The organism is Microbacterium sp. JZ70 (genome assembly GCF_053903225.1).
Genome location: NZ_CP096405.1, coordinates 3,485,331 through 3,507,106, shown reverse-complemented (window position 1 = coordinate 3,507,106; position 21,776 = coordinate 3,485,331). Strand labels below are relative to the sequence as shown.

The window sequence follows — 21,776 nt, the reverse complement described above, 5'->3', positions numbered from 1 at the left end:
GCGCCGGTCCGTCGAGCGCGATCCTGGCGTGTGGCCAGTGCGCGGGGCGGTCCCGCTCGGTCGCGACAGGTGCATGTAAGCGTTTCGCTTACACGTCCCGGAGGATGTCGGTGGTCGGGACGAGGATGGCCCCTTGTTTTGTGGCCCTGGGCACGCGAGATTGCAGGCAACGGATCTTCGAAGAATCTTCGAGGAATGTCTTGCATCTGGTCGTAGTTGTGTTCTATCATGGGGTATGGCCTTCCCATGGGTGCCCGATGAGGGGCAGGATGATCCGGCCGGCGCGGTGTGCGCCGCGGTCGGGTTGCTGGGCGGGCTGTTCACACGGGTGGGGGAGGTGGCGTCGGGCGATCTCGCGGGATTCACCGCGCGGGTGGAGCAGCTGGGGCGGGTCGTGGACGCGCTGCGGGTGCGGGCGGCAGGGGAGGTCGCGTGGCGGTCCCGGCGGGGCCTGGAAAGGCCCCTCGCGGGAGAGCTCGGCTGCCGGGACGGGCGGGAACTGCTCGAGCGGCTCACCGGGATCCCCGGGCCGGCAGTATCCGCGCGGGTGCGGCTGGATGAAGCCACCCGCGACCGGGAAGGCCCCACCGGGCTCCCCGTCCCGCCGGCGCACCCGGCGGTGGCCGCGGCAGTGGAAGCGGGCCTGCTCGGGGCGGAGCCGGCGGCGCTGATCGTGAAGGCCGTCGCCACCGCCCGCCGCGGCGCGCCCGCCTCCGAGGCCGACAAGCTCGAGGTGATGGAGCGTCACCTCGTCGGGATCGCCACCGGCGCGATCGCGACCGACCTGGACGAGGCCGCACCCCCAGCAGAGGCCACCTCGCCGTTCCCGGACGGCACGGCCGCGGCCGTGCCGTGGAGCGTCGTGAAAGCCCACGCGGACGCGTGGGTGGACGTCCTCACCGCGGACGGCCTCCCGCCCGACCCCGAACGCCCCATCCGCAACCGCACCCTCACCCTCACACCCCTGCCCGACGGGGCCTTCCGTGTCAACGGCACCCTCGTCCCCGAAGCCGGCGCCCTCCTGCAGAACCTCCTCTCCGCCCACACCAACCCCGCCCGCCACGTCACCTTCACCCCCACCACAGACCACGACGACGCCCCCGAAGGCGGCGACCCCCTGCGCAGCAACGCCGACGCGGGCGACGCCGAAAGCGGCGCGGACACGGATGGCGATGGCGGGTTCTTCGACGGGATCGACACCGAGACCCGCAACGACACAGACCCGTGGGGACCGGACGAGATCATCCACGACCCCCGCACCCCCGGACAGAAGCGCCACGACGCGTTCTTCGCGATGATCCAGGCCGCCTCACGCGCCGCAGAGACCCCCACCCTCGGCGGCGCCGCCCCCACCGTCATGATCCACATCACCGCCGACGACCTCACCACCACAGACACAGACCCCAGCGGCGACGGCGACGGCGTGCATGACACCGCGGCCCACGGCCCGGGTCCCGCATTCACCCGCCCGAAGCACGGCATCGCGCACCTCGACGGCGTCGACGCGCCCGTCCCCGCGACCGTGGCCCGCCGGATCGGATGCACCGGCGACATCCTCCGCGCCCTCTTCAGCCCCGAAGGACGCATCCTCGAGCTGCGCAGCATCCAACGCTGCTTCACCCCCACCCAGCGCAAAGCGATCGTCGCCCGCGACGGCGGATGCATCATCCCCGGCTGCACCATCCCCGCCGCCTGGTGCGAGATCCACCACGTCCAAGACCACGCCCACGGCGGACCCACCGAAACCGACAACGGCGTCCTCCTCTGCTGGTGGCACCACCACCACCTCGACACCTCCGGCTGGAACATCCACATGCACCACGGCGTGCCCTACATCGCCGCCCCCAACTGGATCGACCGACACCACCGCCACCGCCCAGCACCCACCTCCCGCACCAGACTCCACGCAAAACTCACCCAACACCTCAGATGCTGACAACCCCGCAGATGCCGAACCACGCGCGACGAGCGCACAGGCGATCCCGGCCCTTCGCACAGGGAACCCGGATGCGCCGTCGATAGCGTCGAGCCCGACCCCACCGCCCGCGCCGACGGAAAGGCCGCACCGACATGACGACGACCGAGATCACGGCCGCCGCCGACGGAGGATCCTGGCTCTCCACTCTCGTGGATGCGGTCGTGGGGCTCATGGACGTCATCGGCCCCTACGGCGCCGGCGTCGCGATCGCGGCCGAGAACCTGTTCCCGCCGCTGCCGAGCGAGGCCATCCTCCCCATGGCGGGCCTCGCCGCCCATCGCGGCGCATTCGCGCTGTGGGAGGCGATCCTCTGGACGACGGTCGGGTCCATCGTCGGCGCGCTCCTCCTCTACGGCATCGGCGTCTGGTTCGGCGTCGACCGCCTGCGCCGCATCGCCGAGCGCCTGCCGCTCGTCTCGGGAGAGGACATCGACCGGACGGTGGCCTGGTTCCACCGGCACGGCGGCAAGGCCGTCTTCCTCGGCCGGTTCGTCCCGATCTTCCGGAGCCTCATCTCCATCCCGGCGGGTGTCGTGCGGATGCCCGTGTGGCGCTTCGCGCTGCTCACGGCCGCGGGGAGCGTCATCTGGAACACCGTCTTCATCCTCGTCGGCTGGTATCTCGGCAGCGGGTGGCACATCGTCGAGCAGTACATGGACATCGTCCAGAACGTCGTCATCGTGGGCGTCGCGGCCGCGGTCGTCTGGTTCGTCGTCGTCCGCATCCGCGCGCAGCGTCGCCAGCGGGCGGCCGGTGCCGTCGCTCCGCGCGGCGAGCGCGAGGCGCCCGCGGCCGACTGAGCGTTCGTAGACTGGGCCTGTGCCCGCCGAACGCCTCCATCTCGTCCGCCACGGCGAGGTCTTCAATCCGCGGCGCGTGCTGTACGAGCGCATGCCCGGATTCCGCCTGAGCGAGGACGGGCGGCGGATGGCCAGGGCAGCGGCCGACTACGTGCGCTCGCTCGATCGCCCGCTCGCCGAGCTCGTGTGCTCTCCGCTCGAGCGCACGCGCGAGTCGGCCGAGCCGTTCACGGCGCTGTTCGAGCTCGAGCCGCGCGCCGACGAGCGCGTCATCGAGCCGTGGAACGCGTTCGCGGGGAAGCGCATGAGCCGCGCCGTCTTCATCCCGCAGAACTGGTGGCACCTGCGCCGCCCGTCGCGGCCGAGCTGGGGCGAGCCGTATCGCGAGGTCGTCGACCGCATGCACGCGGCCCTCGACGACGCGTGGGACGCCGCCGACGGCGGCGATGTCGTCATCGTGACGCACCAGGCGCCGATCTGGATCACGCACCTCTCCGTCGCGGGCCTGCCGCTGCGGCACGATCCCCGCACGCGCCGGTGCGCCCTCTCGAGCGTGACCTCGTTCGAGCGCAAGGGCGACGTCTGGCGCGAGATCGACTACGTCGAGCCTGCGTCGACCGCGGGCGCGGTCGACGTCGGCGCCGTCTGAGACCCGCACCGCGCCATCCTTCACCCCGCCGTCGCCTCGCGGGCACCTTCCGGACCCCTCGCGTTCACGCAGTGCGCTGACCGTAGAAGGTCAGCGGGAGACGCCCGCTGACGGAGGTCACGTGAGCGGTCTGAGGCGAGAGGCGATCGACGCCCGGGCGGTCGTGACCGACTTCGACGGAGTCCACACCGACGACACCGCCTTCGTCGACGCCGACGGCCGCGAGTTCGTCCGGGTGAGCCGCTCCGACGGGATGGGCGTCTCGCTCCTGCGCAGGGCCGGCATCCCCTTCCTCATCCTCTCCACCGAGACGAACGGCGTCGTCGCCGCGCGCGCCCGCAAGCTCCGCGTCGACGTGCGCCAGGGGCTCGACGACAAGGCGGCGGCTCTGCGCGAGTGGGCGGATGCCCAGGGCGTCGCGCTCGCGGATGTCGCGTACCTGGGCAACGACGTGAACGACTTGCCGTGCCTGCGGATCGTCGGCTGGCCCGTCGCGGTTCCGCGCTCCCATCCCGACGTGCTCGCGATCGCCCGCGTCGTCCTGCACCGAGCGGGCGGCGACGGCGCCGTCCGCGAACTGGCCGAGCGCGTCCTGCGCTCCCGCACGGGCCTCGTGCCCGAGCGCGCGGGCGCTGCGCTCCGCGCGTCCATCCCGTCCTCGTCACAACCGGAGGAGCACTCATGACGGTCACGATCGGCACTCGCACGCTGGGCGATGCGCACCCCACCTACGTCATCGCCGAGATCGGCCTGAACCACAACGGCTCGGTCGAGATCGCCAAGGAGCTCATCGACGTCGCCGCGGCCGCCGGCGCGGATGCGGTCAAGTTCCAGAAGCGCACCCCGGAGATCTCCACGCCCGAGCACATGCGCGACGTGCCGCGCGAGACGCCGTGGGGCACCATGACGTACCTCGAGTACCGCTACCGGGTCGAGTTCGGCCGCGACGAGTACCTCGAGATCGGCGCGCACGCCGCCGAGCGCGGCGTCGACTGGTTCGCGTCGCCGTGGGACGAGCCGTCGGTCGCGTTCCTCGAGGACCTCGACGTCGTCGCGCACAAGGTCGCCTCGGCGAGCCTCACCGACGACGGACTCCTCGCGGCTCTGCGCGACACGGGCAAGCCGATCATCCTCTCCACGGGCATGTCGACCATGGCGCAGATCGACCGGGCGGTCGACCTCCTCGGCACGGAGAACCTCGTCCTCCTGCACGCGACGTCGACGTATCCGATGCCGGCGGAGGAGGCGAACCTCCGCATGATCCCGACGCTGAAGGACCGCTTCGCCGGCGTCCCGGTCGGATACTCGGGGCACGAGCGTGGGCTCGCGATCTCGTTCGCGGCCGTCGCGCTGGGCGCCGCCGCCGTCGAGCGCCACATCACGCTCGATCGCGGCATGTGGGGCTCGGACCACGCCGCCTCGATCGAGCCGACCGAGCTCGCGGCCCTCGTCGCCGGCATCCGCGACATCGAGCCCGCCCTCGGCGACGGCATCAAGCGCGTCTTCCCCGGCGAGCTCGCGCCCATGGCCAAGCTGCGCCGCGTGGGAGCGGGCGCCGCGGTCTGACCCGCCTGCCGCACCTTCGCGGCAAACCGGCGCCCGATCGCCGCATTTCGGGGCAAGGCTCGCCGAGCCTTGCCCCGAAGCCACCGCCCCGGCCATACAGCATCGACCCAGGCACCTCGAACACGGGAACGTAGGATGGGAGCCGTGCGCACGCCTGCCGTCCCGAGCCTGTCTCCCCGCATCCGCCGGGGCGCGAGAGCGGCCGCCGCGCTCGCCGTCGCGACGCTCATCGCCGGTCTGGCGGCGTGCTCCGCGGACCCCGTGACGCAGGCCTACCTCGAAGGCGACGACAAAGGCTACATCGCGAGCGACTTCCGGGTGAAGGAGATCCCCGTCGAGGAGCGCGGCGAGCCCGTCGAGTGGTCGGGTGTCACGGAGGAGGGCGACGAGCTCTCGAGCGACGACACCGCGGGCGATGTCACCGTCGTGAACTTCTGGTACGCCGCCTGCGGCCCGTGCCGGGCCGAGGCCGCCGACCTCGAGTCGGTGTGGCAGGAGTACCAGGGCGAGAACGTGTCGTTCGTCGGCGTCAACACCTACGACCAGGCCGACACCGCGCGCTCGTTCGCCGAGCGGTGGGGCGTGACGTACCCGAGCATCATCGACGCCAACGACGGCAGCGCGAAGCTCGCCTTCGCCGGCGCGACCTCGATCCAGGCGACGCCCACGACGCTCGTCCTCGACACCGAGGGGCGCGTCGCCGCGGTCCTCATCGGCCAGCTCGAGGGCGCGTCCATCCTCTCGACGCTCGTGGCCGACACGCTCGCGGAGTCGGCATGACCGCCGCGGGCGCGGCATCGTGAGCCTCGACGCCGTCGTCTTCGGCGGGGCCCTGTGGCTCGCGATCCCGATCGCGATGCTCGCGGGGCTCGTGTCGTTCGTGTCGCCCTGCGTGCTTCCCCTCATCCCGGGCTACCTCGGCTTCATCGGGGGAGCCGTCGCGCCCCGCGGTGGGGCGGCGGATGGCGCGGCGCCGGGCGGCTCGCGCGGTCGCCTCGTCGGCGGGGTGCTCCTGTTCATCGCGGGCTTCACGCTCGTGTTCGTGACCCTCATCGTGCTCGGCGGGCTCGCGGGCAGCGGCCTGCAGCAGTTCAGCCTGCTCTACGGCGACCTCATCACCCGCATCCTCGGCGTCGTCATCATCCTCATGGGCGTCGTCTTCATCGGCTTCCTCGGGTTCGCGCAGCGCATCGCGCGCCCGCAGGTCAAGGGCGACCTCGGCCTCATCGGCGCTCCGCTGCTCGGGATCGCCCTCGGCATCGGCTGGGCGCCGTGCATCGGCCCGACCCTCACGGCGATCATGTCGCTCGCGATCATCCAGGGAGACGGATGGCGCGCCGCGGTGCTCGGCCTCGCCTACTCGCTCGGGCTGGGCATCCCGTTCCTCCTCGTCGCCCTCGGCTTCGGCTGGGTCACGCGATCGACCGCGTTCCTGCGTCGGCACATCCGCGTCGTGAACATCGTCGGCGGCGTGCTCCTCATCGTGCTCGGCCTGCTCATGGTGACGGGCCTGTGGACCGACGTGATGTCGCGCCTCGGCGTGCTGTTCGCCACGATCGAGCCGCCCCTATGACCGCCGAGAAGGGCGCCGCGACCGCCCGGAAGGACACCGTGACCGATCAGCGCACCGCGCCCCAGCGCGACGGCAGCGAGCCGCTGCGCCCCTCCGACCACGTCGACGCCGACGAGGCGATCGCGCAGCCCGCGCTCGGCTTCGTCGGATGGCTGCGCTGGGGATGGCGGCAGCTCACGAGCATGCGCACGGCGCTCGTGCTGCTGCTCCTGCTCGCGATCGCGGCCGTTCCGGGGTCGATCTTCCCGCAGCGCATGGCGAACCCGAACGGCGTCACGCAGTGGGAGCGCGACAACCCGGATCTGTTCCCCGTGCTCGACGCGCTGCAGCTGTTCGACGTGTACCAGTCCGCCTGGTTCTCGGCGATCTACATCCTGCTGTTCGTCTCGCTCATCGGCTGCATCCTGCCGCGCACGAAGCACCACGCGAAGGCCCTGCGCACGAAGCCGCCGCGCACGCCCGCGCGGCTCGCGCGCCTCGACGACTTCCGCGAGGACCGCATCGCGGCCGAGGACCCGGAGGCCGAGGCCGCCCACGCCGTCGATCTCGCGGCCGCGCAGCTCAAGGCGCAGGGGTATCGCGTCGAGCGCTACGACGGCCGCGGCGCGTTCTCGGTGTCGGCCGAGCGCGGGTACCTGCGCGAGACGGGCAACCTCGTCTTCCACGCGTCGCTCGTCGGCGTGCTCCTCACGGTCGGCATCGGCGGCGGATTCGCCTACACGGGCCAGCGCGTCGTCGTCGAGGGCACGACCTTCGTCAACTCACTGCTCGACTACTCGTCGATGAACCGCGGCCGCTTCGTGTCGGAGGCCGCCCTCACGCCGTACTCGATGCGGCTCGACTCGTTCGACGTCACCTACCAGGAGTACGGCGGGCCCGGGTCGGGGCAGGCGGGCGACTTCTCCGCCAACGTCACGGTCACGCATCCCGACGGGTCGACGTCGGAGGACGCGGTGCGCGTCAACCACCCTCTCCAGCTCGAGGGCGACGCGATCTACCTGCTCGGCAACGGGTACGCGCCGACGATCACCGTCCGGAACCCCGAGGGCGAGGTCGTGTACCGCGACTCCGTACCGTTCCTGCCGCAGGACACCGCGATGACGTCGACCGGCGTCGTCAAGGTGCCCGACGGCCTCTCCGAGCAGCTCGGCCTCGTGGGCTTCTTCTACCCGACCCAGGTGCCGCTCGACACGGGCGCGTTCGCCTCGGCGTACGGCGACCTGCTCAACCCCATGCTCACCCTGAACGTGTACGCGGGCGACCTCGGTATCGACGACGGCACGCCGCGCTCGGTGTACGCCCTCGACGTGACGGGGCTCGAGCAGCTCACGGGCGGCGACACGGGCGTCGACTCGATCGAGCTGGCACCGGGTGACACCGCCGACCTGCCGAACGGCATGGGCACGATCACGTTCGAGGACGAGACGCCCGAGGGCACCGATCCGGCCCTCGGCTACACCGAGTCGGTCAAGCGGTTCGTGTCGCTCCAGATCCACCACGATCCCTCGGCGCTCGGCGTGCTCGTGTTCGCGGTCCTCGCGACGCTCGGCCTGCTCGTCGCGCTCTTCGTGCCTCGGCGCCGGATGTGGGTCAAGGCCACGCCCGACGGAGACGGCGTGCGCCTCGAGTACGCGGCTCTCGCCCGCGGCGAGGATCCCGCGCTCGCCGACGCGGTCGAGCAGCTGCGCGCGAAGCACCGGGCAGCGCTCGACGACTGATCCTCGCGCTCGGCTCCCGACCGCGCGCGACCCCCGAAACCTAGGATGGACACCATGCAGCTCGATCCCGTGACGATGGACAGCTTCTCCGTCGTGCTCGTCTGGACGGCCATCTCGCTCTACGTCCTCGCGTTCATCGCCTACGCGGTCGACCTCGCGAACCGCTCACAGGCGTCGCTGGCCGCGAAGGACGCCCGGCAGCTCGTCGGCGTCGGCGCCCGCGCCGCGTCTCCCGCCGCGAGCGAGACCGCGGGCGCGGCGGCCCCGCGCTACGTGTGGGGCCGGATCGGCACCTCGCTCACGTGGCTCGGCTTCGTGTTCCACCTCGGCGCGACGCTCCTGCGCGGCCTCGCGGCGGGGCGCGTGCCGTGGTCGAACATGTACGAGTTCGCGATGACCGGCACGCTCCTCATGACGGCGGTCTACCTCGGCGTCCTGTTCTGGAAGGACCTCCGCTTCCTCGGGTCGTTCATGACCGGCCTCGTGACGGTGCTGCTCGGCTCGTCGTCGCTGTTCTACGTGCAGATCACGCCGCTCATGGACCCGCTCAAGTCGGTCTGGCTCGTCATCCACGTCTTCGTCGCGTCGCTCGCGACCGCCTTCCTCGCGCTCGCCTTCGCGCTGTCGGTGCTGCAGCTCCTGCAGGCACGGCGCGAGCGGATGGCCGTCGAAGCGGCCGAGGCGCCCGCGCGCCGCAGCATGCTCCGGACCATCCCGAGCGCCGAGGCGCTCGAGGGCCTCGCGTACCGCTTCGCGATCATCGGCTTCATCTTCTGGACGTTCACGCTCATCGCGGGGGCCATCTGGGCGAACGACGCCTGGGGGCGCTACTGGGGCTTCGACACGAAGGAAGTCTGGACCTTCATCATCTGGGTGCTCTACGCGGGCTACATCCACGCACGGGCGACGCGCGGCTGGCGCGGCACGCGCTCGGCGTGGCTCTCGATCGTCGGCTTCGCCGCCGTGATCTTCAACTTCACGATCGTGAACATGTTCTTCGAGGGGCTGCACGCGTACAGCGGCCTCAGCTGAGCGTGGGAGGAGCCTGAGCACCGCGCCCCGCTCGGTTGCCTAGGCTGATCGGATGGCCGCGCCCCGACCCGCACGACTGCACGCGCTCGACGGCGTGCGCGGAGCGGCCGCGCTAGTCGTCGTGCTCTACCACGCGAGCCTCATCGCCCGGCCGTTCGCCGACGACGGGACGGCCCGCCTCATCTGGGAGACGGCGACCGAGTCGCCCCTCAAGCTGGGGTTCGCGGGAACCGAGGCGGTCCAGGTGTTCTTCGTGCTGTCGGGCCTCGTCGTGACGCTCCCTGCGCTGCGCGCGGGGTTCTCGTGGCCCGGCTACTTCGTCTCGCGACTCGTGCGCCTCTACCTGCCCGTGTGGGCGGCCATCCTCTTCGCCGTCCTCCTCGTCGTGGTCATCCCGCGCGACCCCTCCCGGGTGACGCCCGACGTCTGGATCGTGAACGCCAACATCACCTTCCCCGACTGGGCGCTCGCGTTCGACGAGGCCACCCTCATGCCCGTGACGTACGACACGGTGAACACGCTCTGGTCGCTGCGCTGGGAGATCGTCTTCAGCGTGCTGCTGCCGGTGTTCGCGGCCGTCGCGCTGCTCCTGCGGCGCTGGGCCTGGCCGGCCGCGGCCGCGTGCATCGCGGCGATGGTCGCCGGTCGGGTGCTCGACGAGCGGCCCTTCGACCTCGACGCGCTCGTCTACCTGCCGACGTTCCTGCTCGGCTGCCTCATCGCCGTCCGCCTCGACGAGATCACCGCGTGGGCGCGGCGTCGGCCGCGGCCCATCCTGTGGCTCGCGCTCTTCGCCGCCTCCTGGCTGCTGCTCATCGCGTCGTGGTGGACGCGCCCGCTCGTGCCGCCGTCGAGCACGCTGGGGGAGGCGCTGTGGGGTCTCGCGGGCGCGGGCGCGGCAGGGCTCATCCTGCTCGCCGTGTGCTCCCCGCTCGCCGAGCGCGTGCTGCAGACGCGCCCGCTGCGCTGGCTGGGCGACATCTCGTTCAGCCTCTACCTCGTGCACGCGCCGATCCTCGCGACGCTCGCGTTCGCGTGGGGCGACGAGAACTGGGCGCTCGTCGCTCTCGCGGGCGTCCCGCTGAGCCTCGCGGTCGGGTGGCTCTTCCACCGCGGCGTCGAGCGGCCCTCCCACCGTGCCGCGCGCGCGGCGGGGCGCCGCGCGGAGCGCGCGTTCGCCCGCGTCACCGCCTGAGCAGGCGGTGCTTCCTGCGGTGCGCGCGTCGCATCGCCTGTCCCCACGCGCGGGTGACGTCCTCGTCGGAGAAGCGCTGCGCGCTCTCGACGGCCGCACGGCGCATCCGCATCCGCTCCTCCTCTGACGCTCCGACGAACCGCGCGACCGCGGCGGCCAGCGCCTCCTCGTCGCCCGCGGGAACGAGGAACCCGTTCTCGCCGTCGCGGATGATGTCGGCCGCCCCGTAGGGGACGTCGTACGCGATCGGCACGCAGCCCGCGGCGAGCGCCTCGATGAGGACGAGCGGGAAGCCCTCCGAGGTGGACGTCGACAGCAGGAAGGAGGAGCGCTCGAGGTGCGCGGCCGCGTCGGGCGCGTACCCGCGCAGCCGGATGCGGTCGTCGGCGAGCGGGGCGAGGCTCGCGCGGTCCTCGCCCTCGCCCCACACGTCGAGCTCGACGTCGAGGCCCGCGGAGCGGGCCGCGCGGACGGCCGCCATGGCGTGCGCGACGCGCTTGCGTCGGGTCAGGCTCGCGAGCATGATGCCGGCGCCGGGCGGCCGGCCCTCGAGCGGCGGCGCCTCGGGCAGGTCGCGCCCGTTCGGCACGACGTCCAGGCACGCGTGCTCGCCGAGCAGGGCCACGACGTCGTCGCGCTGGCGCCGCGTGAGGAGCACGACGGCGTCGAACGCGTCCAGGTTCTCGAACACGGGCCTCCGCGACTCGCGCAGGCGCCCCATCGGCCGCCGGCGTCCGACGAGATGCGATGCGTGCACGACGTGCATGGTCACCGCGTGCGGGCGGTGGTAGTCCATCGCCCAGCGTGCGACGGTCTTGCTGTCGACGACGAGGTACGACGGCTCGTCCTCGGTGAGCGCGTCGAGCCACGCGCGGTAGAGGTGCGCGATGCGGCCCCACGACCGCACCGGCCGGCCGTCGCCGTCGCACAGGACGACGGACTTCCCGCCTGGGGTCCCGCGCTCGGTGACATCCCGGCGCTCCGAGAGGAGCAGCGAGCCGTCCGCGCGGAAGTGGTCGGTCTGCAGGATCTCGCCGCCCTCTGATGCGCGCACGCGGCTGAGGACGATGTCGCCCCGGCGCCGCTCGGACAGCCGCTCGCCGTCACGCGGCGGCAGGGTCGCGAGCGGCGTGAACGGGTGCCGGTCGGGGCGGAGGGAGCCGCCGGGCAGGGGGTTCTCGCGCAGCCAGTCCCACAGATTGAGGAGGGCCATCCCATCGACGATCATGCCCTCGCGCCGCAGACGCTCCTCCCTGGCCGGGTAGTCCGGGTCGGGATCGAACGTGAGCACGGTCACCGGCCGGTCGGCGAGACGCACGAACGCGCGGCTGCGGTGGAGCATCGCGGAGGTCATCCCGCCCCACGTGTCGTCGACCGACCACGTGAGCGCGTACTGACGCCCGCGGGGAAGCATCGGGCGGAGGTGCAGCATCCGGAGAGCCTAAGTCGGCGGCCTCAGCGGTCCCAGGGGATTGCGCGTGTGGCGGACGGTCTGCCAGCGGATCCATAACTCTGTTGCTTTGTGTGGGTTTCGGTTGTATTGTGTGGGAATCCGAAGGAGGATGCCGCATGTACGCAACGGAGCGCAGAGAGCTCATCGAGCAGGCGCTGCTCGCCGACGCCCGCGTCGCGGTCGCCGATCTGGCCGAGCGCCTGGGCGTCACGACCGAGACCGTGCGCCGCGACCTCGCCGTCCTCGAGGAGGCCGGCGTCCTCCGCCGCGTCCACGGCGGCGCGGTTCCCGCCGACCGCGGCAGCCTCGCCGAGACCGACCTCAGAGAGCGCGTCGGCCGCCACGGCGTCGCCAAGCGGCGGATCGCGCAGCGTGCGCTCGACGCCCTGCCCTCCGGGTTCACGGGCTCCGTCCTCCTCGACGCGGGCACGACCACCGCGGCGCTCGCCGATCTGCTTCCCGCCCGGTTCGGCGGAGCGCGGGTCGAGGTGGTCACGCACTCGGTCGCGATCGCCGCCGCCCTGAGCGCGAGCGAGGGGGTGGCCCTCTCCGCGATCGGCGGACGGGTTCGCGGCGTGACCGGAGCGGCGGTGGGCGCGCGGACGGTCGAGGCGATCTCATCCCTCCGGCCCGAGATCGCCTTCGTCGGCGTCAACGGCCTCTCGGCCGCATTCGGCGCGAGCACCCCCGATCCCGACGAGGCCGATGTCAAGGGCGCGATCGTGCGCGCCGCGCGCCGCGTCGTCGTCCTCGCCGATGCGTCGAAGTTCGGCGAGGAGTCGCTGCAGCGCTTCGCGAGGCTCGACCAGCTCGACGTGCTCGTCACCGATCGCGCCCCCGACGCGGCGCTCGCCGCGGCGCTCGAGGACGCGGGAACGGAGGTCTGGGTCGCATGATCGTCACGCTCACCGCCAACCCGGCGCTCGACCGCACGATCGCGCTGGACAGCGCCCTCGTGCCGGGCGAGGTGCACCGGGCCTCGTCCGCGCAGGAGGACGCCGCGGGCAAGGGCGTCAACGTCGCCCGCGTGCTCCACGGCTCCGAGGTCGAGGCCCTCGCGGTCCTGCCGCTCGCCGCGGACGACCCGTTCGCGGCGCTGCTCGACCCGACCCTGGCCATCCGCGCCGTGCCGACGACGGCGCACGCCCGCGCGAACATCGCGCTGACGGATGCCGCCGGCGAGACGACGAAGATCAACCTCGCGGGCACCCCGCTCGGCGACGACGTGCTCCGCGCGCTCGTCGACGCCGTGGTCGCGGCCTCGGACGGCGCCGACTGGCTCGCCCTGTGCGGCTCGCTGCCCGCGGGCGCCCCCGGCGACCTCTACGCGACCGTCATCCGCGCGGTGCGCTCCCGCGTCGCGCATCCGCCGCGGATCGCCGTCGACGCGACCGGGCCCGCGCTCGAGACCGTGCTCGCCCAGGCGGACGAGATCGGCGCCGTCGACCTCATCAAGCCCAACGAGGACGAGCTCGTGCAGCTCGCGGTCGACCTCTCGGCGCCGGATGTCGACCGGCCCGCGCTGCAGTCGCGTCTCGTCCGCGAGGTCGAGGCCGACCCGATCGCCGCCACGGCACGCCTCGCGCGGGAGCTCGTGCCCGGCACGGTCCGCGCGGCCCTCGTGACGCTCGGCGGCGACGGCGCGATCCTCGTCGACGCGCACGGCGTCTGGCACGCCGGCATCCCGGCGGGCGTCGACGTGCTCAGCACCGTCGGAGCGGGCGACAGCTCGCTCGCCGGCTACCTGCTCGCCGACCGGGCCGGGGCCGCCCCCGCCGAGCGGCTCCGCACCGCCGTCCGCTACGGCTCCGCGACCGCGGCCCTGCCCGGGACGCGCCTGGCGACCCCCGCCGATCTCCCGACCGGCGACATCCCCGTCCGCGCGCTCGACTGAGCGCACCCGAATCCCGCACCGCACCCATCCAGGAGGGCACCGTGTCCACCATCACCCCCCAGCTCGTCAGCCTCGACGAGGATCTCGGAGCCGACAAGGAAGCCGTGCTCCGCTCGCTCTCGGCGCGCTTCGTCGCGCAGGGCCGCGCCCGCGACGCCGAGGAGCTCTTCGCCGCCGCGTGGGCGCGCGAGGAGACCGACGCGACCGGCCTGCCGGGAGGCATCGCGATCCCGCACGCCAAGAGCGCGACCGTCACCCAGGCCTCGCTCGCCTTCGCGCGGCTCTCGCCGGGCGTAGACTTCGGCTCGTTCGACGGCCCGAGCGACATCGTCTTCATGATCGCCGCGCCCGACACCGCCGCCGAGGAGCACCTCGCCGTGCTCTCCACGCTCGCGCGGCACCTCATGGACGAGGACTTCCTCGCCGCCCTGCGCGGCGCGAAGGACGCCGATGAGGCCGTCGCGATCGTCCGTCACGCGATCGGCGAGGGCGACGGAGCTGCCGACGCGGAGCCGGTCGCGGCGGCGCCGACGCCGGCGGCTCCCGCCGACGGCGGACGGCAGATCGACGGGCGTCCCGTGCGGATCGTCGCGGTCACCGCGTGCGCCACCGGCATCGCCCACACGTACATGGCGGCCGACGCGCTCGCCGCCGCCGCGAAGAAGGCCGGCGTGGAGTTCGCGGTCGAGCCGCAGGGCTCGAGCGGCTTCGACCGCTTCGACGCCGAGACGATCGCGCAGGCGGACGCCGTGATCTTCGCGGTCGACGTCGACGTGCGCGAGCCCGAGCGCTTCGCCGGCAAGCCCGTCGTGCGGCGCTCGGTGAAGGCGGGCATCGAGCACGCCGCCGAGCTCATCGAGACCGCCGCGAAGGCCGCGGCCGACCCGGCGGCGGAGCGCGTGAGCGGAAGCGCGGCGGCGTCGACCGCCGCCGCCTCCGCGCAGAAGGAGTCGTTCGGCGCGAAGGTCAAGCGCGTGCTCCTCACGGGCGTCTCGTACATGATCCCGTTCGTCGCGGGCGGCGGCCTCCTGATCGCGCTCGGGTTCCTCTTCGGTGGGTTCGACATCAACGAGAACGCCCAGGACATCGTCCTCGGGAACGCCCTGTGGAACCTGCCGGAGGGCGGCCTCTTCCAATACCTGGGCGCCGTGTTCTTCTCCATCGGCGGCATCTCGATGGGCTTCCTCGTCGCAGCGCTCGCGGGCTACATCGCGTTCGCGATCGCCGACCGCCCGGGCATCGCGCCCGGCTTCGTGGCCGGCTCGGTCGCCGTGCTCATGAGCGCGGGCTTCATCGGCGGCATCGTCGGCGGTGTGCTCGCCGGGCTCGCGGCCTGGTGGCTCGGCTCGCTCAGCGTCCCGCGCTGGCTGCGCGGCCTCATGCCCGTCGTGATCATCCCGCTGCTCGGCTCGATCTTCGCGTCGGGCCTCATGATCCTGTTCCTCGGCTGGCCGATCGCGGCGCTCATGAGCGCCATGACCGACGGGCTCAACGGGCTCGCGGAGTCGGGCCTCATCGTCGTCGTGGGCATCGTCCTCGGCCTCATGATGTGCTTCGACCTCGGCGGCCCCGTGAACAAGGTCGCGTACGCGTTCGCCGTCGCGGGCCTGGGAACGGCGACCGAGGGCAACAGCGTGCCGTACCTCATCATGGCCGCGGTCATGACCGCCGGCATGGTGCCGCCGCTCGGCATGGCGCTCGCGTCGACCGTGCTCGCCCCCAAGGCGTTCACCGCGCCCGAGCGCGAGAACGGCAAGGCCGCGTGGCTGCTGGGCCTGTCCTTCATCTCGGAGGGGGCGATCCCGTTCGCGGCGGCCGACCCGCTGCGCGTCATCCCCGCCTCGATGCTCGGCGGGGCCGTCACGGGCGCGCTCTCGATGCTGTTCTCGGTCGGCTCGCGCGCCCCGCACGGCGGCCTGTTCGTGTGGTTCGCGATCGACCCGATCTGGGGCTTCGCGCTCTCGCTCGTCGCCGGCACCGTCGTCACGGCCTTCGCGGTCGTGCTCCTCAAGCGGTTCGCGCGTCGCCGCACCGACGCTCCCGCACCGGCCCTTGAGGATGCCGTCGCGATCGCCTGATCCGCGCGGCGCACGGCGCCCCATCCGCTCGTCGGATGGGGCGCCGTGCTGTCGATCAGCCCCGCAGCTCGGCGAGCGCCTTCTCGAGGCGGCGGTCGCGCGTCGCCTCCTGCTTGGCCTCCGCGATCGACCGGGCGATCTCCTTGCGGCGCGAGTACGCGAGCGCGTCGAATGCGGCCTTCGCGGCGGGATCCGCCGCGAGCGCCTCGGCGAGCGCGGGCGGCACCTCGACCGTGCGCTCTGCCGCGTCGAGGGCGATCTCGACCTCGACCTCGTCGCCGATCTCGACGCCCAGCTCGGCGCGCGCGGCCTTGCTGAGCCCGAGCATGTTCTCGCCGCCCATCCGCGCGATGCGCAGCCGTGCGACCCGGTCGCCGATCGTCACGACGACAGGCGGGTTCTTCACCGAGCCGAGCGCGGCCACCTGCTCGTCCGAGAGCAGGATGGCCGCGGCCGGCCCGCGCGCATGGATGGTCGTGTGCAGCTGCAGGGCGTTCATGCGGCCACGATAGCGGCCTCGGATCCGCGTTCGGGTGCGTCGCGCCCTGCACCCGGCTCAGCTCGCGAGCAGGGCGCGCGCCGACACCGTGCGCCGCGCGGCGACCGCGATCGAGGTCGCCGCGAACGCCAGCACCGCCCAGACGACGAGCCCGGCGATCGCGGCGCCAGCACCCGGCGCATCCGAGATGACCGCGAGCAGGGCGCGGTGCGCCGGGGCCGTGGGCAGGGCCGCGGCGAGGTCGCCGAGCACGCCAGGGGTCGTCGACACGATGCCCGTGGCGATCGCGAGCGTTCCGGCCACGGCCGCGATCCAGCGGCCCGCCCCACCGAGGATCGTGACGAGCGCCTGGTGCACGGCGGCGAACGACACGCCCGCGAGCGCGCTCAGCCCGAGGAGCGCCCAGAAGGTCGACGCCTCGTAGCCCGCCGCGAGCTGCACGACGCCCGCGACGAGCACGCCCTGCGCGGCGCCGATGCCCGCTGCGGGGAGGAGTCCGCCGCCCGCCAGCAGGACCGATGCGCGGCGCGAGGTGAGCGTCCGGCCGGCGATGGGGCGCAGCGCGAGGAACGTCGCGAGACCGCCGAACCACAGCACGGCCGCGATGAGGAGCGGGATGGCCGAGGCGCCGAAGAGCTCGAGATCGGACGCGCTCGAGGCGACCGGGTCCGCGACCGCCGAGGCGAGGTCGGCGGCCTCCTCGTCGGTGTACGAGGGGAGGGCCTCGGTCGCCTGATCCAGCCCGTCGCCGAGCGTGGTCGCTCCCGACCCCAGCTCGCCGATGCCGTCGCCGAGGTCGGTCGCGCCGTCGGCGAGCTGCCCGATGCCGTCGCCGAGGTCGGTCGCGCCGTCCTCGAGCTGCCCGATGCCGCTGCCGAGATCGGCAGCGCCCGTCGCGAGCTGCGCGATGCCGTCCGAGAGGTCGGTGGTGCCGCCGGCGAGCTGCCCGATGCCGCCCGACAGGTCGGTCGCTCCCGTGGCGAGCTGCGTCGCACCATCCGCGAGCGGGGCCGCGCCTCCCTGCAGCTGGCGCGCGCCGTCGCCCAGCTGCGTGGCGCCGCCCGCGAGCTGCGCGACCCCGTCGGCGAGCGCGCCGGCCCCGGTCTGCAGCTCGCTCGCGCCCGACGCGAGCTCGTCGGCGCCCGTTGCGAGGGCGCCCAGGCCCTCGTCGCCGGCGAGAGCGCCCGCGCCGCCCGCTGCCTCCTGCAGCTGCCCCGCGATCTGCGCCGTGGCCTGCGCGTCGAACGCCGACAGGCCGCCCGAGGTGCCGGCCGCGGCCTGCTCGGCCTGGTCTGCGGCTCCCGCGATCGCCGACAGCTGCGCGCAGTACTCCGCCGCCGCTCCCGAGGCCGCGCAGCCCGCGACGAGGGCGTCCAGGCCGTCGGAGACGCCGGTCGTCGCCTGCGCCGCTCCGCTCGCGGCCGCGAGGAGATCGTCGGGCACGAGTCCGCTCGCGGTGAGGGCCGCCGCCCCGTCGGACAGCTGCGTCTGCATCTGCGCGGCGCCATCCTGCGCCTGCCGGATGCCGGCGGCGAGCTGGGTCGCCCCGTCCGCGAGCGCGCCCGCTCCGTCGGCGACGCGGGTCGCGCCGGCCGAGGCGTCGGTCGCTCCGGTCGCGAGCTGGTCGGCGCCGTTCGCGAGATCGCCGGCGCCCGTGCCGAGCTGGCCGATGCCGTCCGCGACCTGCGTCGCCCCGTCGGCCAGCTGCGTCGCGCCGGTCTGCGCGGCGCCCGCTCCATCGGCGAGCTGCGTCGCGCCGTCACGGGCCGCTCCGGCTCCGTTCGCGAGCTGGACGGCGCCATCCTGCGCCTGACCTGCGCCGTTCGCGAGCTGCATCGCCCCGTCCTGCGCCTGCGTCGCTCCGTCGGCGAGCTGAGTCGCCCCGTCCTGCGCCTGCGTCGCTCCGTCGGCGAGCGCGTGGGCGCCGTCGGCCGCCTCGCCCAGCTGGTCGCCGAGCGTCGTGTAGCCGACGAAGACGTTCTCGAGCGTCGACTCCGACAGCGTCGTGCCGAGCGTCGATGCCGCGACCGAGGCGATCTCGCTCGTGATCGCGCCGTCGACGACCCGGGCGTCGGGCGCGGTGGTGACCTCGATGAGCGCCTGCTCCGGCTTCTCGTCCTCGCCCGAGAGCGACTGCGCCGACGACATCGCCGCGGCCGAGAACTCGGCGGGGATCGTCACGACGGCCTGGTACGTGCCGTCCGCGAGGCCCTCCTCGGCGTCGTCCTCGTTCGAGAGCACCCAGTCGAGGTTGCTGTCGAGGTCGTCGGAGCCCTCGACGAGCCCCGCGGCGAGCTGGCGGCCGAGCGGCACGGTCTGACCGTCGATCTCGGTGCCGTCGTCGTCGTTCACGATCGCGGCCGTCATGTTGTCGAGTCGCGCGGTCGGGTCGTCGAGCGCCGACACGAGCACGCCGCCGAGCAGGGCGGGCAGCGCGAGCGCTCCGATCACCGCGAGCCAGCGCACGCGGCTGCGGTCTGCGGATGGCCGGAAGGGCGTCATGCGGTCACCTCGAGGGTCTCGTCGGGCGTGTGGATGTCTGCGGTGCCGCCATCGGGGAAGCCCGCGGCGGCGAGGAGGGCGAGGGCCGTCCGGGAGTCGCGCGCCGCGGCGACCACCGTGAGCGGCGCGGTCGGGTCCTGCGCGTGCGCGGCATCCCGCAGGAGCGCCGCGACCTGGTCGCCGGTCGCGGGGGAGAGCGTGTCGAGGCCGTCCACGACCACGAGCCGCGTCGCGCCGGAGAGCGCGGCGCGCAGGTCGGCGGCCGGGTCGTCCGCGCCGTCGAGGAGGGCGACGCCGACATGGCCGCGGACCCAGGCCCCGCGTCCGGGCAGGAGATGGCCGGCGACGCGCAGGCGGCCGTCGGCGATCGGCAGGCGGCCGGCGATCGCGAGCAGCACGGCACGCGATCGGGCCGGGTCGTCCGCGGTCACGACGAGCGCCTCGCCGGGGTCGACCCGCAGATCGGCGCCGGACACGAGTGCGCGGTCGCCGTCGGCGATGACGAGCCCCTCGGCGGCGACGACCGCCGTCGAGCCGGGCTCCGGCCAGTCGGCGAGCTCGCGTTCGCGCTCGACCGCCTCGCCCTCGATGTCGAAGTGCGGCAGGGCGCGCTCGAGCCACGCCGGCATCCACCAGGCGTGGCGTCCGAGGAGCGCGAGGACCGCGGGCACGAGCGTCATGCGGATGAGGAACGCGTCGACGGCGATGCCCACGGCGAGCGCGAGCGCGATCGGCTTGATGCTGCTGTCGCCCTCGGGGACGAAGGCCGCGAACACCGCGAACATGATGACCGCGGCGGCCGTCACGACGCGGGCCGAGGCGGCGAAGCCCGTGTGGATCGCGCCCACCGCCACCTCGCGCGTGCGACCGCGGCGCCGCGCCGCGTGCACGTAGTCCTCGCGCATGCGCGAGACGAGGAACACCTCGTAGTCCATCGCGAGGCCGAAGAGCACGCCCATGACGATGATCGGCATGAACGCGATCACGGGGCCCGTGCGCGCGACGTGCAGGAGGTCGGCGCCCCAGCCCCACTCGAAGACCGCCGCGACGACGCCGAAGGCGGCGAGGACCGACAGCAGGTACCCCGCCGTCGCCTTGAGCGGCACCCAGATCGAGCGGAAGACGATCATGAGCAGGACGAACGAGAGGCCCACGACGAACACGCCGAACGGCAGGAGCGCCTCGCCGAGCCGGTCGGAGATGTCGATCGAGACCGCCGTGAAGCCCGTCACGACGAGGTCGACGCCGTACTCGTCGAGCCACGCGTCGTGGTGCGCGCGCAGCTCGCGCACGAGCTCGCTCGTCGCGGGGTCGGATGGCCCGGTCTCGGGGATGATCTGGACGATGCCCGTGTCGGCGGTCTCGTTGGGCGTCGCGAGCGCGACCCGGGCGACGCCGTCGATCTGCTCGACCTCGTCCGCGAGGTCCGCCATGAGGCCGAGCGGGTCGTCCGACGTCACGATCGTGCCGGTGAGGATGAGGGGCCCGTTGAACCCCTCGCCGAAGTGCTCGCCGACGAGGTCGTAGCTCTGCCGCGCCTCGCTGTCCTCAGGCAGCACGCCCGCGTTCGGCAGAGCGAGGCCGAGCTGGGCCGACGGGACGGCCACGATGCCGAGCCCGAGCACGACCGCGACCGTCGTGATCCAGGGGTGGCGTGTGACTCCGCGCACCCAGCGCAGCGCGAACCCCGGGCGCGCACCTGCGTCCTCGGCCGGCTCTGCGCCATCCGCCGGGGCCGCCGGGCTCTTCCGTGTGCGCCGGGCCCGGGGCGGCCGACCGGCGGCTCGGCCCTTCACGAGCCCGAGGAAGGCGGGTGTGAGCGTCACCGCGATGAGCACGGCGACGGCGACGGCGACGGCGGCGGCGATGCCCATCGTCGTGAGGAAGGGGATGCCGGCGAAGCCCAGGCCCACGAGCGCGATGAGCACCGTGACGCCCGCGAAGACCACCGCCGACCCGGCCGTGCCGGTGGCCCGGGCGGCGGACTCCTCGGGATCGACGCCGCTGCGCACCTGGTCCTGGTGTCGCGCCGCGATGAAGAGCGCGTAGTCGATGCCGACCGCGAGCCCCAGCATGAGGGCGAGCATCGGCGTCGTCGACGACACGGTCGCGAACGCGGTCGACGCCACGATGCCGAGCATCGACACGCCCACGCCGAGCAGGGCGATGCCGAGGGGGAGGCCAGCGAGGACGAACGAGCGGAACGTCACGATGAGCACGAGCAGCGCGATGACGACGCCGACGGCCTCGACGATCGAGAGGGCGGGGAGCTCGGTCGCGTAGAGGTCGCCGCCGAGCGCGACGCGCGCGCCGTCGGGCAGCTCGCCGCGCAGCTCGTGCACGGCGTCGGCGAAGCCGTCCTTCGTCTCATCGGAGATCGTCGAGCTCTGGCCGGTGAACTGCACCTGCACGATCGCGGCCTCGCCGTCGTCGGAGACGAGGCCGTCGACCATCTCGCTGTACGGCGAGGTCGTCGCCTCGACCCCCGGGAAGTCGGCGAGCTCATCGACCTTCTCCTCGATCGGCTCCCGGTAGGCCGCATCGTCGATGCTGTCGCCATCGGCGGCCACGACGATGAACTGCGCGGCCGTCCCCGAGACCTGCGGGAACGTGCGGCTCAGCTGCTCGATGCCCTCCTGGCCCTCGGTCCCGGGGATCGAGAAGCTGTTGTCGAAGCCGCGGTTCAGGCCGAGGGCACCCGCCCCCACGACGACGAGGAGGAGCAGCCAGCCGCCGAGGACGCGCCAGGGGTGGCGGAAGGACCAGCGGCCGAGCGAGAACAGCAGAGTGGACACGGTGGCGCCTCCGGGGGCACGTCAGACGGGCTTCGATACAGCGC

At 73.3% G+C, this 21,776-nt stretch carries 17 protein-coding genes; 13 read left to right on the top strand and 4 right to left on the bottom strand.

The window, feature by feature from the left end; genetic code table 11:
• Positions 1–235: 235 nt before the first annotated feature.
• The 10 genes from M1D46_RS16150 to M1D46_RS16105 all read left to right on the top strand — a co-directional run bounded on the left by M1D46_RS16150 (position 236) and on the right by M1D46_RS16105 (position 10,511).
• Positions 236–1,936 carry a DUF222 domain-containing protein gene (locus M1D46_RS16150; RefSeq protein ID WP_456286089.1) on the top strand — a complete coding sequence of 567 codons (1,701 nt, stop codon included), beginning with the start codon at positions 236–238 and terminating at the stop codon, positions 1,934–1,936.
• 134 nt (positions 1,937–2,070) lie between these two features.
• The gene (locus tag M1D46_RS16145; RefSeq protein ID WP_456286088.1) at positions 2,071–2,778 is read left to right on the top strand and encodes a DedA family protein; all 708 of its coding nucleotides are present in this window, start codon (positions 2,071–2,073) and stop codon (positions 2,776–2,778) included.
• Between the two features lie 19 nt (positions 2,779–2,797).
• Positions 2,798–3,427 (top strand): histidine phosphatase family protein, encoded by a 630-nt coding sequence (locus tag M1D46_RS16140; RefSeq protein WP_271174547.1) that lies wholly within the window; start codon positions 2,798–2,800, stop codon positions 3,425–3,427.
• A gap of 121 nt (positions 3,428–3,548) precedes the next feature.
• A complete protein-coding gene (locus tag M1D46_RS16135) occupies positions 3,549–4,112 on the top strand; it encodes a KdsC family phosphatase (RefSeq protein ID WP_374727746.1) in 564 nt (187 codons plus the stop codon).
• Positions 4,109–4,993: an N-acetylneuraminate synthase family protein gene (locus M1D46_RS16130; protein ID WP_456286087.1), complete on the top strand. Its 885-nt coding sequence runs from the start codon at positions 4,109–4,111 to the stop codon at positions 4,991–4,993. Before M1D46_RS16135 ends, M1D46_RS16130 begins: the two co-directional genes overlap by 4 nt.
• Positions 4,994–5,137: 144 nt before the next feature.
• Positions 5,138–5,773, top strand: a complete 636-nt coding sequence (locus M1D46_RS16125) for a TlpA family protein disulfide reductase (protein ID WP_456283836.1) — start codon at positions 5,138–5,140, stop codon at positions 5,771–5,773.
• Positions 5,774–5,792: 19 nt separating this feature from the next.
• On the top strand, positions 5,793–6,566 hold the full coding sequence (locus M1D46_RS16120) for a cytochrome c biogenesis CcdA family protein (protein ID WP_282980321.1): 774 nt from the start codon (positions 5,793–5,795) through the stop codon (positions 6,564–6,566).
• Positions 6,563–8,284 carry a cytochrome c biogenesis protein ResB gene (gene resB, locus M1D46_RS16115; RefSeq protein WP_271174551.1) on the top strand — a complete coding sequence of 574 codons (1,722 nt, stop codon included), beginning with the start codon at positions 6,563–6,565 and terminating at the stop codon, positions 8,282–8,284. Before M1D46_RS16120 ends, resB begins: the two co-directional genes overlap by 4 nt.
• A 54-nt stretch (positions 8,285–8,338) precedes the next feature.
• The gene (gene ccsB / locus M1D46_RS16110; RefSeq protein WP_456286086.1) at positions 8,339–9,316 is read left to right on the top strand and encodes a c-type cytochrome biogenesis protein CcsB; all 978 of its coding nucleotides are present in this window, start codon (positions 8,339–8,341) and stop codon (positions 9,314–9,316) included.
• Between the two features lie 52 nt (positions 9,317–9,368).
• A complete protein-coding gene (locus tag M1D46_RS16105) occupies positions 9,369–10,511 on the top strand; it encodes an acyltransferase family protein (protein WP_456286085.1) in 1,143 nt (380 codons plus the stop codon).
• On the opposite strand, the gene M1D46_RS16100 is transcribed toward M1D46_RS16105, so the two are convergent.
• On the bottom strand, positions 10,501–11,943 hold the full coding sequence (locus M1D46_RS16100) for a glycosyltransferase (protein ID WP_456286084.1): 1,443 nt from the start codon (positions 11,941–11,943) through the stop codon (positions 10,501–10,503). The two genes, M1D46_RS16105 and M1D46_RS16100, sit on opposite strands and share 11 nt — an antisense overlap.
• 137 nt (positions 11,944–12,080) lie before the next feature.
• Here M1D46_RS16100 and M1D46_RS16095 point away from each other — a divergent pair, with 137 nt between their 5' ends.
• From M1D46_RS16095 to M1D46_RS16085, 3 genes are read left to right on the top strand one after another with little or no spacing between them, the layout of a single operon-like run.
• A complete protein-coding gene (locus M1D46_RS16095) occupies positions 12,081–12,860 on the top strand; it encodes a DeoR/GlpR family DNA-binding transcription regulator (RefSeq protein ID WP_324013996.1) in 780 nt (259 codons plus the stop codon).
• Positions 12,857–13,858 (top strand): 1-phosphofructokinase family hexose kinase, encoded by a 1,002-nt coding sequence (locus M1D46_RS16090; protein WP_456286083.1) that lies wholly within the window; start codon positions 12,857–12,859, stop codon positions 13,856–13,858. The genes M1D46_RS16095 and M1D46_RS16090 overlap by 4 nt, the downstream gene beginning before the upstream one ends.
• 41 nt (positions 13,859–13,899) lie before the next feature.
• Positions 13,900–15,936: a PTS fructose transporter subunit IIABC gene (locus M1D46_RS16085; protein ID WP_456286082.1), complete on the top strand. Its 2,037-nt coding sequence runs from the start codon at positions 13,900–13,902 to the stop codon at positions 15,934–15,936.
• Positions 15,937–15,991: 55 nt separating this feature from the next.
• On the opposite strand, the gene M1D46_RS16080 is transcribed toward M1D46_RS16085, so the two are convergent.
• From M1D46_RS16080 to M1D46_RS16070, 3 genes are read right to left on the bottom strand one after another with little or no spacing between them, the layout of a single operon-like run.
• Entirely contained in the window at positions 15,992–16,435 is a 444-nt protein-coding gene (locus tag M1D46_RS16080) for a DUF1905 domain-containing protein (RefSeq protein ID WP_421076158.1), read from the bottom strand.
• A gap of 57 nt (positions 16,436–16,492) precedes the next feature.
• Positions 16,493–18,937 (bottom strand): YhgE/Pip family protein, encoded by a 2,445-nt coding sequence (locus M1D46_RS16075; RefSeq protein WP_456286081.1) that lies wholly within the window; start codon positions 18,935–18,937, stop codon positions 16,493–16,495.
• Complete coding sequence (locus tag M1D46_RS16070) at positions 18,934–21,732, bottom strand: MMPL family transporter (RefSeq protein ID WP_456286080.1); 2,799 nt, start codon at positions 21,730–21,732, stop codon at positions 18,934–18,936. The genes M1D46_RS16075 and M1D46_RS16070 overlap by 4 nt, the downstream gene beginning before the upstream one ends.
• Between the last annotated feature and the right edge of the window lie 44 nt (positions 21,733–21,776).